The organism is Streptomyces sp. NPDC002734, from assembly GCF_040295685.1.
In the GTDB taxonomy this organism is placed as follows: Bacteria; Actinomycetota; Actinomycetes; order Streptomycetales; family Streptomycetaceae; genus Streptomyces.
Window position 1 is genome coordinate 18223 of the sequence record NZ_JBEOVU010000053.1, and the last position, 15503, is coordinate 33725.

At 73.8% G+C, this 15503-nt stretch carries 12 protein-coding genes; 3 read left to right on the forward strand and 9 right to left on the reverse strand.

Annotation, left to right across the window (positions count from 1 at the left end; all coding sequences use genetic code 11):
• Positions 1-75 precede the first annotated feature (75 nt).
• A complete protein-coding gene (locus ABT026_RS30770) occupies positions 76-231 on the forward strand; it encodes a hypothetical protein (RefSeq protein WP_351118498.1) in 156 nt (51 codons plus the stop codon).
• A gap of 43 nt (positions 232-274) precedes the next feature.
• On the opposite strand, the gene ABT026_RS30775 is transcribed toward ABT026_RS30770, so the two are convergent.
• Positions 275-844, reverse strand: coding sequence for a Dps family protein (locus ABT026_RS30775; RefSeq protein WP_351118485.1), 570 nt, complete (start codon positions 842-844; stop codon positions 275-277).
• Positions 845-1043: 199 nt separating this feature from the next.
• A complete protein-coding gene (locus tag ABT026_RS30780) occupies positions 1044-3311 on the reverse strand; it encodes a catalase (protein WP_351118486.1) in 2268 nt (755 codons plus the stop codon).
• Between the two features lie 326 nt (positions 3312-3637).
• On the opposite strand from ABT026_RS30780, the gene ABT026_RS30785 reads away from it, so the two are divergent.
• Together ABT026_RS30785 and ABT026_RS30790 are read left to right on the forward strand one after the other, a co-directional pair.
• Entirely contained in the window at positions 3638-4999 is a 1362-nt protein-coding gene (locus tag ABT026_RS30785; protein WP_351118487.1) for an FAD-dependent oxidoreductase, read from the forward strand.
• Positions 5000-5208: 209 nt separating this feature from the next.
• A complete protein-coding gene (locus ABT026_RS30790; RefSeq protein ID WP_351118488.1) occupies positions 5209-5631 on the forward strand; it encodes a PPOX class F420-dependent oxidoreductase in 423 nt (140 codons plus the stop codon).
• 115 nt (positions 5632-5746) lie between these two features.
• Here the strand turns inward: ABT026_RS30790 and ABT026_RS30795 are convergent, their stop codons facing one another.
• The 7 genes from ABT026_RS30795 to ABT026_RS30825 form a co-directional block, all read right to left on the reverse strand.
• Positions 5747-7027 carry an ABC transporter substrate-binding protein gene (locus ABT026_RS30795; protein WP_351118489.1) on the reverse strand — a complete coding sequence of 427 codons (1281 nt, stop codon included), beginning with the start codon at positions 7025-7027 and terminating at the stop codon, positions 5747-5749.
• Complete coding sequence (locus ABT026_RS30800; RefSeq protein WP_351118490.1) at positions 7024-8166, reverse strand: branched-chain amino acid ABC transporter permease; 1143 nt, start codon at positions 8164-8166, stop codon at positions 7024-7026. The genes ABT026_RS30795 and ABT026_RS30800 overlap by 4 nt, the downstream gene beginning before the upstream one ends.
• Positions 8159-9055 (reverse strand): branched-chain amino acid ABC transporter permease, encoded by an 897-nt coding sequence (locus ABT026_RS30805; protein WP_351118492.1) that lies wholly within the window; start codon positions 9053-9055, stop codon positions 8159-8161. The genes ABT026_RS30800 and ABT026_RS30805 overlap by 8 nt, the downstream gene beginning before the upstream one ends.
• The gene (locus ABT026_RS30810) at positions 9052-9876 is read right to left on the reverse strand and encodes an ABC transporter ATP-binding protein (protein WP_502968085.1); all 825 of its coding nucleotides are present in this window, start codon (positions 9874-9876) and stop codon (positions 9052-9054) included. Before ABT026_RS30810 ends, ABT026_RS30805 begins: the two co-directional genes overlap by 4 nt.
• Positions 9873-10703 carry an ABC transporter ATP-binding protein gene (locus ABT026_RS30815; protein WP_351118493.1) on the reverse strand — a complete coding sequence of 277 codons (831 nt, stop codon included), beginning with the start codon at positions 10701-10703 and terminating at the stop codon, positions 9873-9875. Before ABT026_RS30815 ends, ABT026_RS30810 begins: the two co-directional genes overlap by 4 nt.
• Before the next feature lie 325 nt (positions 10704-11028).
• Positions 11029-12297, reverse strand: coding sequence for a PucR family transcriptional regulator (locus ABT026_RS30820; RefSeq protein WP_351118494.1), 1269 nt, complete (start codon positions 12295-12297; stop codon positions 11029-11031).
• Between the two features lie 211 nt (positions 12298-12508).
• Complete coding sequence (locus ABT026_RS30825) at positions 12509-15268, reverse strand: helix-turn-helix transcriptional regulator (protein WP_351118495.1); 2760 nt, start codon at positions 15266-15268, stop codon at positions 12509-12511.
• Positions 15269-15503: the final 235 nt, after the last annotated feature.

The following is a 15503-nucleotide window of genomic DNA, read 5'->3' on the forward strand; positions in this document are numbered from 1 at the left end:
GGGTACCCGGTACTCGGGGCGCGAAGCCCCGCGGCCACCCCGACACGGGGTCACCCCGACACAGGAGGACACACGATGGCACTGTCGAACATGCTGCGCCGGTTCAAGCAATGGTCCGCCACCCCGCAGGGACGGCGGACCATGGACCAGGCGCGGCGGGCCGCGGCCGATCCGCGCAACCGGGCGCGGGCGCAGCGGTTCCTGGCCCGGCTGCGGGCGCCGCGCCGCTGAGCGGCGGGGCGTCCGCCCGGGCCGGGGCCGTCGGGGGCGGCGGTCAGGACACGTCGCCGCCGGCGGAGGCGCCGTCCTTCTCGGTGGTGGCGTCGGCGGTGGCCAGCGTGCCGCCCGCGCTCTCCAGGTGGGCGCGCACGAACCACTGGAACTGCTCCAGGTCGCGCAGCTGCTCGATCAGCAGGTCCTCGGTGGCCGGGTCGATCTCCCCGGCGACCTCGACCCCCTCGCGGACGGCCTCGAGGATGCCGGTGTAGACGACGTCCAGCGCGCCGAGGTGGGCGATGGCGTCGGCGCGGCCGATCGAGTAGTCGTTCCAGGTGCGCTCCTTGACCAGGGAACCCGGGGTGCCCTGCGCGACACCGCCCAGCGCGGCGAGCCGTTCGGCGACGTCGTCGGCCATGTCGCGGACGCGGTCGACCTGCGGGTCGAGCATCTCGTGGACGGCGATGAAGTGCGGCCCGACGACGTTCCAGTGGACGTGCTTCAGGGTGAGGTGGAGGTCGTTGAGGGCGTGCAGCCGCATGCGGAGCAGGTCGATCAGCTTGCGGGCGTCGTCGGTGCTCAGGCCGGGGACGGTGTACTTCGGGGTGGGAACGGTTGCCTTGGCCATGGCGGTGGTGCCTCCTCGGTGGATCGTCAGGTGATGGTGGGCTCGTGCCCCGGCCGGGCGATGCCATTCGTCCCGGTTTCGACCGGCGCGGTGGGCGCGGCCGGGCGGGCGCGGGGCGAACGGCACCGCCGGGTCGGGGCACGAGCGACGGCGGACGGGCGGGCGGAGGATGCCGCGCGCCCGTCCACCACGCATGGGGTCAGACCGTGGTCGGGAAGCGTTCCCAGACGCGGTGGGAGCCCATGAGCCGGCTGAGCTTCTCCAGGGTGGAGGGGCCGCTGGTGCCCACGACGACGCCGGGCGCGTCGGCGGGGACGCCGGCGGCGGCCAGCGCGGCGTCGCCGCCGCCCCAGACGCCGATGGCCTTGCCATGACGGAAGGCCTCGGCGAGGAGCAGCACCACCCGCGGGTCGACCGGGCCGGACTGGCCGGCGGTCGGGTTCGCCTTGGCGTCCCGGGCGCCGTAGGCGTCGTTGCCGACGGCGGGCGCGCCGGCCACCAGCACGGCGTCGAACTCGGTGGAGCGGGCGGTGGTGAAGGTGCGCTGGGGCTTGAGACCGCCGCTGCCGAGCGGGCCGCCGGTGGGGGCGACGACCAGCGGCACCATGCCCGCGCCGAGGACGGCCTCGCGGACCGCCGTGACGCCGTCGAGGTCGGCGTCGGGGGCGGCGACGATGCCGATCATGCGGCCGTCGGCGGGCCAGACCTCGCCCACCTGGGAGAGCGCGGGGCTCGGCTGCACGTCCACGAGCGGCACGGTCGGCTCGGGCGCCGGAAGGCCGAGGCCCTCGGCGACCTTGGAGCACAGCACCGGGTCGATGTTGGCGAGGATCTGGAGGTTGCGCTCCTTGATCGCCTGCTCGTAGCACTTGCCGAGCTCGAAGGTGTAGGCGGCGATGATGTGCTCGCGTTCGACGGGGCTCATGCTGAGCCAGAACCGCCGCGGCTGGCTGAAGTGGTCGTCGAAGGTCTCGGACTGCGCGCGGACCTTGACCGACTCCGGCAGCTGGACGGGCACGTCGACGAAGGCCCCCATGTCGGCGCCGGCCGTGAACGGGCAGCCGCCGTCGAGGGAGTTGGGCTTGTACGGGGCCACGCCGCGGTGGACGGCGGTCTGGTGGTAGCCGTCGCGCTGCATGTCGTTGACCGGCACGTGGGTGCGGTTGATGGGCAGCTGGTTGAAGTTGGGGCCGCCCAGCCGGGTGAGCTGGGTGTCCAGGTAGGAGAACAGGCGGCCCTGGAGCAGCGGGTCGTCGGTGACGTCGATGCCGGGGACCAGGTGGCCGACGTGGAAGGCGACCTGCTCGGTCTCGGCGAAGAAGTTCGAGGTGTTGCGGTTGAGGGTGAGCAGGCCGATCGGCTGCACCGGGGCCAGTTCCTCGGGGACGATGTTGGTCGGGTCGAGCAGGTCGATGCCCTCGAACATCTGGTCCGGGGTGTCCGGGAAGGTCTGGATGCCCAGTTCCCACTGCGGGTAGGCGCCCGACTCGATGGAGTCGAAGAGGTCGCGGCGGTGGAAGTCGGGGTCCACGCCGTTGATGATCTGGGCCTCCTCCCACACCAGGGAGTGCACGCCCAGCTTGGGCTTCCAGTGGAACTTGACCAGGGTGGTCTCGCCGGCCGCGTTGACCAGCCGGAAGGTGTGGACGCCGAAGCCCTCCATCATCCGGTAGGAGCGCGGGATGCCGCGGTCGGACATGTTCCACAGGGTGTGGTGGGTGGCCTCGGTGTGCAGGCTGACGAAGTCCCAGAAGGTGTCGTGCGCGCTCTGCGCCTGCGGGATCTCGCGGTCCGGGTGGGGCTTTCCGGCGTGGATGACGTCCGGGAACTTGATGGCGTCCTGGATGAAGAAGACCGGGATGTTGTTGCCGACCAGGTCGAAGACGCCCTCGTCCGTGTAGAACTTCGTGGCGAAGCCGCGGGTGTCGCGCACCGTGTCGGAGGAGCCGCGCGAGCCCAGGACGGTCGAGAACCGGACGAACACCTCGGTCTCGATGTCCTTGGCGAGGAAGGCGGCCTTGGTGACGGTCGAGGCGGTGCCGTACGACTGGAAGACGCCGTGCGCGCCGGCCCCGCGGGCGTGCACCACGCGCTCCGGGATGCGCTCGTGGTCGAACTGCATGATCTTCTCGCGCAGGTGGTGGTCCTGGAGGAGGACCGGCCCGCGCGGCCCCGCCTTGAGCGAGTGGTCGGTGTCGTGCAGCCGCACGCCCTGCGCGGTGGTCAGGTAGGCCCCGCCCTGGGCGACCTTGGCCTGGTCGACACCGGTGACCTGACCGGTCGGCGACACGGTGGCCGGACCGCGCTGGTCGGCCTTGGGCGGGAGCGGCTCCCTGGGCTCGGTCGGCTCGGCGACCGACGGCGACTCGGGTCCGGGCTTGCCGGGAACGCCGTCCTGAGGACCGGTGGCGGCGGGCTCGCCGGTGATCTTGTGCGCAGCCCTCTTCAGGGGGTTGCTCTCCGTCATCCTGTTTTCCGTTCCTTCGCTCTCACCTGTCGCGGGCCGCCGGAGGCGGCAGGACCTACGTGATCTGGTGACACGGAGCGGAGGAACAAAACATGAAATCACTCAACATGGCTTCAATATGCAGCCATCTGCCGGTACCCGGCGCGGCGACGAGGACGACCGGCCGGAGAGCAGTAGGATCATCAGGTGTGCTGTGCGCCCTGCCTGCGGGGGTTCCCGCATAAGCCGCGCTTATGGGTCCATAAAGCGGACCCGCATTCCAGGTAAGGCTTGCCTTAGCTTAGGCTTCCCGACGAGTCAGTTCATCGCTCGAAGGGAAATCGCACATGTCCCGCCCCCTGCGGGTAGCCATCGTCGGGGCCGGTCCCGCCGGCATCTACGCCGCCGACGCGCTGCTCAAGTCCGAGGTGGCCGCCGAGCCCGGCGTCTCCGTCGACCTCTTCGAGCGGATGCCGGCACCGTTCGGCCTCATCCGGTACGGCGTCGCCCCCGACCACCCGCGCATCAAGGGCATCATCACCGCGCTGCATCAGGTCCTCGACAAGCCGCAGATCCGCCTCTTCGGCAACGTCGACTACCCGAACGACATCACCCTGGACGACCTGCGCGCCTTCTACGACGCGGTGGTCTTCTCCACCGGCGCCACGGCCGACCGCGCGCTGCCGATCCCGGGCGTCGACCTCGAGGGCTCCTACGGCGCCGCCGACTTCGTCTCCTGGTACGACGGCCACCCGGACGTCCCGCGCACCTGGCCGCTGACCGCCGAGAAGGTCGCCGTCCTCGGCGTCGGCAACGTGGCGCTCGACGTGGCGCGCATCCTGGCCAAGACGGCCGACGAACTGCTGCCCACCGAGATCCCCGCCAACGTGTACGACGGGCTCAAGGCCAACCGGGCCAAGGAGATCCACGTCTTCGGCCGACGGGGCCCCGCGCAGGCGAAGTTCAGCCCGATGGAGCTGCGGGAGCTGGACCACTCCCCCAGCATCGAGGTCATCGTCGACCCGGAGGACATCGACTACGACGAGGGCTCGATCGCCACCCGCCGCGGCAACAAGCAGGCGGACATGGTCGCCAAGACGCTGGAGAACTGGGCGATCCGCGACGTCGGCGACCGCCCGCACAAGCTGTTCCTGCACTTCTTCGAGTCGCCCGTCGAGATCCTCGGCGAGGACGGCGAGGTCGTGGGCCTGCGCACCGAGCGCACCGCGCTGGACGGCACCGGGAACGTCAAGGGCACCGGCGAGTTCAAGGACTGGGACCTCGGCGCCGTCTACCGGGCGGTGGGCTACCTGTCCGACGAGCTGCCCAAGCTCCCCTGGGACGAGGCCACCGGCACCGTCCCCGACGAGGGCGGCCGGGTGATCGAGAACGGCGAGCACCTGCAGTCCACCTACGTCACCGGCTGGATCCGCCGCGGCCCCATCGGCCTGATCGGCCACACCAAGGGCGACGCCAACGAGACGGTGGCGAACCTGCTGGACGACCACGCCAACGGCCGGCTGCACACGCCGTCCTCCCCCGCCCCCGAGGCCGTCGAGGACTTCCTCGCGCAGCGCCGGGTGCGGTACACCACCTGGGACGGCTGGTACCGGCTGGACGCGGCGGAGAAGGCGCTGGGCGACCCGCAGGGCCGTGAGCGCGTGAAGATCGTGGAGCGCGAGGACATGCTGCGGGCCAGCGAGGCCTGAGGCAGGGCCGCGCGACCCGAGGTACGCGCCGCCTCGAGGAAGGGCTCCCGGCTCCGGCCGGGGGCCCTTCCTCGTGTCCGGCCGTGTCCGGTGGCGGACTCGGGGCACACGGTGCGGGATCCCGGAGGTCCGATGTGGCAGCGTGACCGGGCGACGCCCCGTCGAGGAACCGCGCACGGCAGGCCGTCGTGCGACGGAGAGGAGAGACGATGTCGAAGCCGCCGCTGCCCGAAGCAGCGATCGCCATGCTGGAGAAGCCCAACCCCGCGGTGATCACCACCGTCCGGGCGGACGGGCAGCCGGTCTCCGCGGCCACCTGGTACGTGTGGGACGACGGCCGGGTGCTGGTCAACATGGACGAGGGCCGCAAGCGGCTCGAGCACATCCGCAACGACCCGCGGGTCACGCTCACCGTCCTGGACGAGGCCAACTGGTACACCCACGTCACCCTCATCGGCCGGGTCGCGGAGCTGAGCGACGACAGCGACCTGTCCGGCATCGACCGGCTCTCGCGGCACTACGGGGGCAGGCCCTACCCCGAGAGGGAGCGGGGCCGGGTGAACGCCTGGATCGAGATCGACCGCTGGCACGGCTGGGGCTCCTTCCGCGACAGCGACCAGGCAGCCGGCTGAGCACCGCTCGGCCGGCTCGCGCGGGCCGGCGTCCCGGTGACGCGGAGCGGCCCGCACCCCGTGGGGTGCGGGCCGCCCGCCGTGCGTCGTGCGGGTCGTGCCCAGCCGGTACGGCTCAGGCGCGGCCCTTCTCCTTCAGGTAGTCCTCGACGCCCGGGGCCACGCGGGCCTCCTCCACGATCTCCGCCCCGCCCAGCGCGTCCTTGGACGGCTTGAGGACGTAGTTCTCGACCGCGGCCGGACGCTTGACGTTGCCGAAGTTCTGCGGGGTGCCGAGGCCGGTGTCGGCGTCGGTGAGCTCACGGTGCGCCTTGACGACGTCCTCACGGGCCAGGCTGCCGTTCTCGCAGGCCTTCTCCAGGGCGAGGCCCAGGAGCTGGGCGGTGTTGTAGCCGGAGAGCACGCCGGTGTCGACGGCCGCCTTCGGGTAGGCCTTCTGGTACTTCTCGACCATCTCCCTCACGCCGGGGATGTCGGCGTTGACGGCGGGGGCGGCGCTGATCATGTTCAGCATGCCCTCGAGCGCGGGAGCGGCCTCGGAGGCCATCAGCTGCGGCGAGTAGCCGGGGATGTTGGAGACCACGGGCACCTTCAGGCCGCGGGAGGCCGCGACGCCCACCAGCGAGGCGGTCTGCACCGGGCCGGCGCTGATCAGGACCGCCTTCACCTTGGCCTTCTGCAGCGCGGCCACCTGGGCCGACAGGTCCTGGTCGGTGGGCTTGATCTTCTGCTCGACGATCTCCAGCCCGGCCTTGGCGGCCGCCCACTTCGAGCCCTCGAGGGCGTTGGCTCCGTAGTCCCCCTCGAAGTAGACGTGTCCGACCTTGTCGCCCTTCTTGATGCCCTTGGCGCGGGTCAGGAAGTCGACGCCGGCGATCATGTCGACGTCGTAGGTGGTGCCGGTGACCTGGACGGGCTCGATGCCCAGCAGGGAGGCGGACCAGGCCTGCGGGTAGGTGAGGATCTGGTCCTTCTTGATGTCGTCGAGCAGCGCGGCGACCACCGGCGAGCCGATGACCTGCGACAGCGCCACCGAGTCGGGCGCCACCTCGGAGTAGGCGGCGACGGCCTTCTGGACGTCGTAGCCGTGGTCCTTGACGGTGATCTCGATCTTGCGGTCGCAGATGCCGCCGTCGGCGTTCACCTCGTCGGCCCACATCTTCTGGGCGTTGGTGATGGACTCGCCGAGGGTGGCGTACGGGCCGGTCAGGTCGGTGAGCGAACCGATCCGGATGGTGGTGTCGGTGACGCCGGGCCCGCCCTTGATGCCGCCCGCGCCCTCCTTGCCCTTGGAGTCCTCGGCCTTGCTGCTGCAGCCCGCGACGAGCAGCGCCGACAGGGCCGCGGCGGCGGTGATGCGGGTGGCGCGACGGTGCGCACGGGGCGTTGCGTTCACGGGGTGTGCTCCTTGACTGTGGCGACGGGAACTGCGGACGTGGTCACGGGCTCGGCGAGCCCGGTGTCGGGAGGCGGCGCGGAGGGCGTGGGCCGTGCCCGTGGACGGAGCCGGCGGGCGAGTCCGTGCAGGCCGTCGGGGGCCCACAGCAGGATCACGACGATCGCGGCGCCGTAGAGGTAGCGGGAGGCCTCGGTGGGGCCGAGGGATCCGTCCGGGGAGCCGGGGGCGGCGACCAGCGGGAGCTGGTCGGCGTACTTGGCCATCACCAGGGGCAGCGCGGTCACGAAGAACGCTCCGGCGACGGCTCCGGCCACCGAGCCCAGACCGCCGATGACGATCATGGCGAGGTAGTCGATGGACAGGACCAGCCCGAAGTAGTCGGGCACCACGCGCCGGAAGGACAGCGCGAGCAGCACTCCGGCGAGGCCGGCGTACATGGAGGAGACGACGAAGGCGGAGGAGCGGTAGCGGGCCACCGGGACGCCCATGACGGACGCGGCGGTCTCGCTGTCGCGCAGCGCCACCAGGGCCCGGCCCGGGCGGCCGCGCAGCAGGCCGCGGGCGGTGAACCAGGTGAACGCCAGCAGGAGCAGGCCGAAGTACCACAGGCGCTCCTCGGCGCCGAACGGCACGCCCATGACCGTGAGGTCGTCCTGGCCGGCGTCCAGGACGAGGCCGCCGATCTCCATCGGCGCCACCGAGCGGCCGTTGAAGCCGCCGGTGACCCCGTCCATGGTGAGCATCAGGTGGTGGCCGATGAAGACCAGCGCCAGGGTGGCGATGCCCAGGTACATGCCCTTCACCCGGCCGGCGACGGGGCTGAAGAGTCCGCCCGCCGCTCCGGCGAGCAGGACGGCCAGCACCATGGCGATCACCGGCGGGAGGCCGGGGCCGGGGTCGCCGGAGAAGTACACGTAGCCGTAGGCGCCGACGGCCAGGAAGAAGGAGTGGCCCATGGAGAGCTGGCCGGCGGTCCCGGACAGCAGGGTCAGTCCGATCGCGCCGATGGCGGCGGCCATGGAGAACAGGCCGATCCGCAGCCAGTAGGACTCCAGGTAGAGCGGCAGCGCGCACAGCACCAGCAGCGGGACCAGGATGCCGGCGAGGCGCAGCAGCGGCTTGGCGGTGTCAGACACGGGCCGCTCCCTTCGCTCCGAACAGTCCGTTGGGCCGCACCAGCAGCACCAGGACCATGACCACGTAGGGGGCGACGTCGCTCAGGCCGTCGCCGAGGACGTGCAGGTCGCTCTGGTAGGTGATGACGAAGGCCTCGGTCAGGCCGATCACCAGGCTGCCCGCCAGGGCGCCCACGGGTGAGGCGAGGCCGCCGAGGATGGCGGCGGGGAACGCCTTGAGGGCGATCTGCCCGGTGGTGCGCTCGAGGCCGGTGGCGGGGAAGGCGGCGAGGAAGACCGCGGCGAGCGCGGCGAGGGCTCCGGCCAGGCACCAGGCGAGCATGCGGGTCCGGCCGAGCCGGATGCCCTGGAGGGCGGCGGCCTCGGTGTCCTCGGCGGCGCAGCGCAGGGACAGTCCCCAGCGGCTGTACCGGAAGAGGGCGAAGACGACGCCGATGGCCAGGGCGGATACCGCGATGGCGGCGAGCCGGCTGTCGGCGACGGTGACCGGGCCGAGGGTGCGGACCGTGTCGCCCCAGGGGTCGCCCAGCGAGAGGAGGTCGCCGCCGATCCTGCGGGCGAGGTCGGTGACCAGCAGGATGTCGATGCCGATGGTGACGATGGTGGCGACGTGCGCCGCCTTGGGGTCCTGCGGCAGGCGCTGCAGCAGGACCCGGTCGATCACGCCGGCCAGGGCGGCGGTGGCGAGGACGCCCACCGCGAGCGCCCCGGCGAAGCCGAGGTCGTCGTGGAGCACGGCGGTGAGGTAGCCGCCGAAGAGCAGCATGGAGCCGTGGGCGAAGTTCATGACGTGCGACGCCTTGAAGATGATGACGAAGCCGAGCGCCACCAGGGCGTAGACCGCTCCGAGGGCGAGGCCCGCCAGGAGGGTGTCGAGCAGGCCGGTCATGCCGCTTCCTTTCCGGGCGTGTCCGCGCCGGTGCCGAGGTAGGCCCGCAGCACCTCGGGGTCCCGGCGGACCTCGTCGGGGGTGCCGTGGGCGATGCGCCTGCCGAAGTCGAGGACGGTGACCTCGTCGGCGAGACGCATCACCAGCCCCATGTCGTGCTCCACCAGCACGATGGACAGGCCGAGTTGCTCGCGGACGGTGCGGATGACCTCGACCGCTGCCGCGCGTTCGGTGGTGTTCATGCCGGCGACCGGTTCGTCGAGCAGGAGGACCCGGGGCTCCAGGCACAGGGCGCGGGCCATCTCGACCCGCTTGCGGTCGCCGTAGGACAGCAGCGCGACCGGCTGGTCGAAGTGGCGCTCCAGGCCGACGATCGCGGCGATCTCGCGGGCCCTGGCGAGATGGGCGCGCTGTTCGCGGACGGCGTGCGGCAGGTGCAGCGCGGAGGAGACGAAGCCGGCGCGGGTGAGGGCGTGGCGGCCGAGCATCAGGTTGTCGCCGACGGTGCCCTCGGTGGTGACGATGTTCTGGAAGGTCCGCGCGACGCCGAGGGCGGCGATCCGGTGCGGGGCGAGGCCGGTGAGGAGGTGCTCGCCGTAGCGGACGGTTCCGCCGGCCGGCCGGTAGAGGCCGGAGAGGACGTTGAAGCAGGTCGACTTGCCGGCGCCGTTGGGGCCGATCACTGCGTGGACGGAGCCGGGCGCCACGGTGAAGGAGACGTCGTCGAGCGCGGTGAGTCCGGCGAAGCGGACGGTGACGCCGTCGACCTCCAGGGGCCTGGGCGCCTCGGGCCGCGCGGTCGCGGTGATGCGGGGGTTCACGCCGCCCCCCTCTCCGGGCCGCCGGGGGCGGCCTCGTCGGTGGCCTGCCCGGCGGCGTCCTCCGGCACGTCGGCCTCGCCGAGGTAGAGGCGGCGGACGGCGTCGGTGCGGGCCAGTTCGGCGGCCGGGCCGGAGAGCCGGACCTCACCCACCTCCAGGACGTGGGCGTGGTCGGCGAGGGCGAGCGCCATGCCGGCGTTCTGCTCGACCAGCAGCACCGAGGTGCCCTGGGCGTTGATCTCGCGGACGACCTCGGCGATCCTCTCGACCATCTGCGGGGCGAGCCCCAGGGAGGGCTCGTCCAGCAGGAGGAGCTTCGGCGCGGCCATCAGGGCGCGACCGATGGCCAGCATCTGCTGCTCCCCGCCGGAGAGCAGGCCGGCCTGCTGCCGGGTGCGCTCGGCCAGGCGGGGGAAGAGCGTGAAGACCCGCTCGCGGCCCTCCTTGATCCGCTCGGGGGTGCGCCGGCCGAGGCCGAGGCCGCCGGAGCGCAGGTTCTCGTCCACGGTGAGGCCGGCGAAGACCCGCCTGCCCTCGGGCACCTGGACGACTCCGGCGCGCACCGCGGCGACCGGGTCCTGTCCGTCGAGGACGGTGTTCCCGTAGCGGATGGCCCCCGCGGTGACGGCGCCACGGTGCAGGCGCAGGGTTCCGGACACCGCGCGCAGCAGGGTGGTCTTGCCGGCGCCGTTGGCGCCGAGCAGGGTGACGACGCTGCCGGGCGGCACGTCCAGACTCACGGAGCGCAGTGCGGAGACCGCGCGTCCGTAGGTCACGTCGAGGTTCTCCACCCTGAGGGTGGACGCCTCGTCCGATGCTCGGGGCATCACTGCTCCTTGGTTGCGTGCCGCGCGACCGGGGCCGGGGCTGGGCCGTTGAGGGTGGCCCCGACAGACCGGGGTCCGGGCACGGGGTCGTCGTTCGTCCGTGCGGAAGTGGTGCACAGACCAACACGCGCGGAGGGTGCCGGTACAGCGGAAAAGCCATGCTCGCGGCGGGCGGCCAACGGTTTCCGGGGCGGGTTGTGCGGGTGCCCAGTGGCGGCCCGTGGGCAGGTGGGAGGCGGTGCGGGCGGTCGTGGGCACGGCTGTGCCCCGGACCGCCGCCATCATGCGGTCCGGGGCACGGGGGTGGTACTCGCGGGGCGCCGCCTCAGGGGCGCAGCAGGCGGCCGGCGGCCAGCGCGAGGCTCACCTGGACGACGTCGGCCGGGCGGGTCAGGGAGCGGCCGGTGAGCTGTTCGCAGCGTCGGAGCCGGTTCAGGACGGTGTTGCGGTGACAGTAGAGACGGGCCCCGGCGCGCTGTGCGGAACCGTCGCAATCCAGCCACGCGGCGAGGGTGTCCAGGAGCAGGTCGCGGTCGGAGGGTTCCAGACGCAGCAGGGGGCCGAGGACCTCCTCGGCGAGGGCGCGGCCGAGCTCGGGGCTGGACAGCAGCAGGGCGCTGGGGAGTTGTTCGTGCAGACGCACCGAGCCGCCGGCCTCGGGGCAGATGCCGAGGGCGGTGTCGGCGTGGCGGCGGGCGTCGCCGAGGGCGGCCAGGCCGTCGACGCCGAGGCCGACGCCGACGCGGGCGCCCTCCGGGGGGTCCTGTGCGGCGAGGCGCCGCAGGTCGGCGTCGTCCTCGAGCAGCACGATGCCGTGGTCGACGTCGACGCCGGTGTGCCAGTGCACGTGCAGGCCGGTGGGGACGGCGGCGGAGCGGGCGGCGGCGCTCTCGGCGGCCGCGCCCGCGCTGACCGCCACGACGGCGTAGCGGCCCTGTTCCGGCAGCCCGAGGGCCTCGGCCGCCTCGGGGAGGTCGGAGATGCGGCTGGTGCCGTCCAGCAGGGCGGCGGTGAGCAGGCGCAGCCGGTTCTCCCGGCGCCAGGCCAGGCGTCGCTCGACCTGTCGGTAGGCGTCGGCGACGAGCGTGCAGTGCTCGTCGACGAAGTTCCAGACGTCGGCGGCGACGTGGACCAGGAGCCGGACGTCGTCGGGGGCGCTGCGGGAGGTCTCCTCGATGAGCGCCTGCCACACCAGGGAGCCGCCGAGGCGGAAGGCGTGCAGCAGGGCGTCGAGCGGAAAGCCCTGCTCGGCGCGGGTGGCGCCGATCTTCCACGAGCAGCGGCGGGCCTCCTCCCGGGCGGTGCGCGGGTCGAGGAGGGAGGCCACGCTGTGCCGCAGGGAGCCGTGGGCCTCCTGCCAGACGCCGGCGGGGTCGGCCTCCATGGCCGCCCGGTAGGCGGGCTCCTGCTCGCGCAGCACCGCCACCAGACGGTCCGTGACGTCCGGCAGGACGCCCTGCACGGCCCGGGAGCTGCGGTGCAGCACACGGAGCGCCTCCGCGTCGATCAGCGACCTGAAGCGGGGCGAACGGGGCTGGGGCACAGCGGTCGTCGCGGGGCGCAGTGCTCCTCGTGACCGTACGGCTTGGTACATCGCGATCCTCCTCCGAGGTCGGCTCTCCCCGGCAGTACGCGCGCGACGGCCATGGTGCTGCGGCCCCCACGGTCCGGGGGCCGCGTTGCGGCCGTCACCTGACTCGTCCTGCTCGAAGAATGACATACCGTCCGGTCGGTCCCTAGAGGTGTGCACCTAGTTGCTCATTTGTTACCGACGGTTTTCAGGCGCCCGCTCCCGCGGGCGGGCGCTACCGCTCCATGCCGACCATGCGCGCGAGCTCGACGCGGGAGCGCACGCCGAGGACGGCGAAGATGTTGCGCAGGTGGTGGTCGACCGTGCGGGTGCTCACCGAAAGGCGCTGGGCGACCTCCCGGTTGGTGTCGCCGCCCGCGACGCAGCGGGCGATGCGCTGCTGCTGGGGCGTCAGCCGGGAGAGCACGCCGTCCTGCGGGGCGGCGGGCGCCTCCCCGTTGGCCCGTAGTTCGGCGCGCGCCTGGTCGGCCCACGCCCGGGCGCCGCAGCGGTCGAAGATGTGCAGGGCGTCGCGGAGCCGGCCGCGGGCCTCGCGGGGGCGGCGGCGACGGCGCAGCCACTTGCCGTAGAGGAGCTGGGTGCGGGCCTGCTCGAAGTCTCCCCCGGCCTGTTCGTGCAGTTCCAGGGCGCGCCGGTAGAGGGTGTCCGCGCTGTCGGGGTCGTCGGGCGGGGCCAGCAGCGCCCGGCAGCGGGCGAGCTGGGCGGGCGCCTGGGGGTCGGCGCCGAAGTCCGCCCACAGTTCGAACTCCTCGACCACGATGCGGGCCTCGTCCGCGCGGTCGGCGAGCACGGCGGCCTCGGCGAAGCAGGGCATCACCAGCGCCCGGACGGCGAAGTGGCCTCCGGTGCGGCCGGGCCGCACCAGGGGACCGAGCCGGGCCGCGGCCTCGGAGGGTCTGCCGCGTCCCAGCTCGGCCCGCCCGGTGGCCCATTCGGCCAGGGTGGCGGTCTGCGCGAGGCCGTGGCTGCGCGCGGTGGCGAGCGCGGCGGCGGCTTGGGCCGTCACCTCCTCGACGTCGCCCTCGATGGAGGAGGCCAGGGCGAGGATCGCCCGGTGGTGGGCCGCGGTGTTGCGCCGCCGGGAGTGCAGGGCCGAGCGCAGGCCCTCCTCGGCGTGGGCGCGGGCGCGGGCGTGCCTTCCGGCCCGCAGTTCGGCGTAGGCGAGGTATTCGAGGGTCTGCGGCACGAAGGCCTCCTGACCGCGGGCGCGGGCCGCGGCCAGGGCGCGGGCGCCGGCCCGGCAGGCGGTGTCCACCTCTCCGAGCAGCAACGCGGCGGTGGCGGCGCGGTGCAGCGCCTCGGGCTCGTCCTGGGTCCAGCCGTGGTCGAGCACACGGCGCAGCGGGCGGGCGGCGTCGGCCAGCCGCGCCTCGAGGATGGCGCGCAGACCGGTGAGGTAGTCCCGCACCGGGGCGGGCCGGCCGGGGCCGGGGGCGGGCGCGGTCGCCGTCGCGCTCGCCAGGGCCGACAGGCAGCCGGTCAGGTCCCCGGCCGCCCAGGCGGCGTCCGCGGCGGCGACGGTGGCGGCCAGCGCCAGTTCGGGCGCCTCGCCCGCCAAAAGAGACCTGGCGAACAGGAGCGAGGCGTGGGCGTCGGCGACGGGCCCGTCCCCCAGTGTCATGACGCCGCGCAGGAGTTCGGCGCGGCCCCGCACGGTGGCGCGGGCGTCGGGGCCCCCCGCGTCGGCGAGCAGCCCGCGCGCCTGCGCCGGGCGGCCGGCGAGCAGGGCCTGTTCGGCGGCGGCGGTGCGGCGTTCGGCGCGCCGGGTGACCTCCGGGGTGAGGTCGGCGGCCCGGGAGAGGGCGGCCGCCCGCTGGAGGTGGGTGGCGTCGGTCGCCGGGTCGAGGGCGCTGCGGGCCAGGTCGCCGGCGAGCGCCGCGTCGGGGGCGCCGACGGAGTGGGCGAGGTGGAGCAGGGCGGGCAGGCGGTGGCCGTCCGCGGTCAGGACGGCGGCGAGCGCGCGGTGTGCGGCGCGGCGGCGTTCCGGGCGGGCGCCCGCGTGCACGGCCCGGCGGATCAGGGTGCCCGTGAAGCGGAGCCGGCCGTCGGCCCGCACGAGGAGGTCGGCGGCCCGTTCGGTGCCGGCCGGCGCGGCGGCGGCCGGGCCCAGGCGGGCGACGGCGCGCAGCACCAGATCGGCGTCGACGCCCGGCCGTCCGTCGGCCGGGGCGGTCTCGTGCGCGGCGGCGGCCACGAGCAGCAGGTCGTGCAGGTGGTCGGGCAGCCCGCCCAGACTCTCCCCCACCACCGACGCGAGCACCGCCGCGTCGGCGAGGGGGCGGGGCAGCCGGGCGGCGCCGTTCAGCTCGTCGGGCCCCAGGCGGCGGACCAGGGCGTGCAGCAGGGCGGGATTGCCGTCGGCCTCCGTGAGGAGCTCGTCGCCGACGGCGGGGTCGACGCCGTCGGGTACGAGGTCCTCCAGCAGCGCCCCGGCGGCGGTCCGCGCCAGCGGGCCCAGGCGCAGGACGGGCAACCCGGCGAAGTCCGGGTCGGCGGCGTGGTGCCGGGTGACGGAGATCAGCAGGCCGACCCGGCCGGCCGCGGGGAGGCGGCGGGCCGCGAACCCGAGCGCGGCACGGGAGGGGGCGTCCCACAGGTGGGCGTCGTCGACGCAGAGCAGCAGGGGCCCGCCGTCGGCGGTGGTCCGCAGCAGGTCAAGGAGCGCTTCGGGGGTCCTGGGCACGTGCGGCGGGCCGCCCACGACAGGGGCGGCGGCGCAGCGCACGGCGTGCACGCCGCTGTAGGGGAGGCGGGACTCGGCGGCTGTCGCGCCGACCCGCAGGACAGGGCCGGCGCGGAAGGAGCGGGCCACGTCCTGGAGGAGCGTGGTGCGTCCCAGTCCGGGCTCGCCGGCGAGGAGGAGGACGGCACTGTCGCCCTCCAGACGGTTCGTCAGGGTCGCGGCGACCGCGCGCAGTTCCTCGCTGCGGCCGTGGGTTCGCGGGGGGCTGATGACGGTCGTCTGTCCGGTCATTCCCGCGATGTTACGGAGGAGTAAAGCCCGCCGGAAGTATGCGGTCCGGCCCTCACCGGGCGCGTGTGTGGCCGTCCACGGGGGGCGAGGGCGGGCTGTGCGCCGGCACATGGCCTCCGTCGGGCGGGGACCCGGAGCGGCCAGCTCCACGCCCGCGTCCTGCTCCAGTGCGGCCAGCTGGCGGGCGAAGCGCACCACCACCTGACCCGACTCGGTCGCCCGCACCGGCTTGGTG

Bases quoted from the DNA above. Each gene is read 5' to 3' on its own strand.
- ABT026_RS30780 (WP_351118486.1), bottom strand. From the start codon at position 3,311: ATGACGGAGAGCAACCCCCTGAAGAGGGCTGCGCACAAGATCACCGGC.
- ABT026_RS30770 (WP_351118498.1), top strand. From the start codon at position 76: ATGGCACTGTCGAACATGCTGCGCCGGTTCAAGCAATGGTCCGCCACC.
- ABT026_RS30825 (WP_351118495.1), bottom strand. From the start codon at position 15,268: ATGACCGGACAGACGACCGTCATCAGCCCCCCGCGAACCCACGGCCGC.
- ABT026_RS30790 (WP_351118488.1), top strand. From the start codon at position 5,209: ATGTCGAAGCCGCCGCTGCCCGAAGCAGCGATCGCCATGCTGGAGAAG.
- ABT026_RS30805 (WP_351118492.1), bottom strand. From the start codon at position 9,055: ATGACCGGCCTGCTCGACACCCTCCTGGCGGGCCTCGCCCTCGGAGCG.
- ABT026_RS30785 (WP_351118487.1), top strand. From the start codon at position 3,638: ATGTCCCGCCCCCTGCGGGTAGCCATCGTCGGGGCCGGTCCCGCCGGC.
- ABT026_RS30775 (WP_351118485.1), bottom strand. From the start codon at position 844: ATGGCCAAGGCAACCGTTCCCACCCCGAAGTACACCGTCCCCGGCCTG.
- ABT026_RS30820 (WP_351118494.1), bottom strand. From the start codon at position 12,297: ATGTACCAAGCCGTACGGTCACGAGGAGCACTGCGCCCCGCGACGACC.
- ABT026_RS30815 (WP_351118493.1), bottom strand. From the start codon at position 10,703: ATGCCCCGAGCATCGGACGAGGCGTCCACCCTCAGGGTGGAGAACCTC.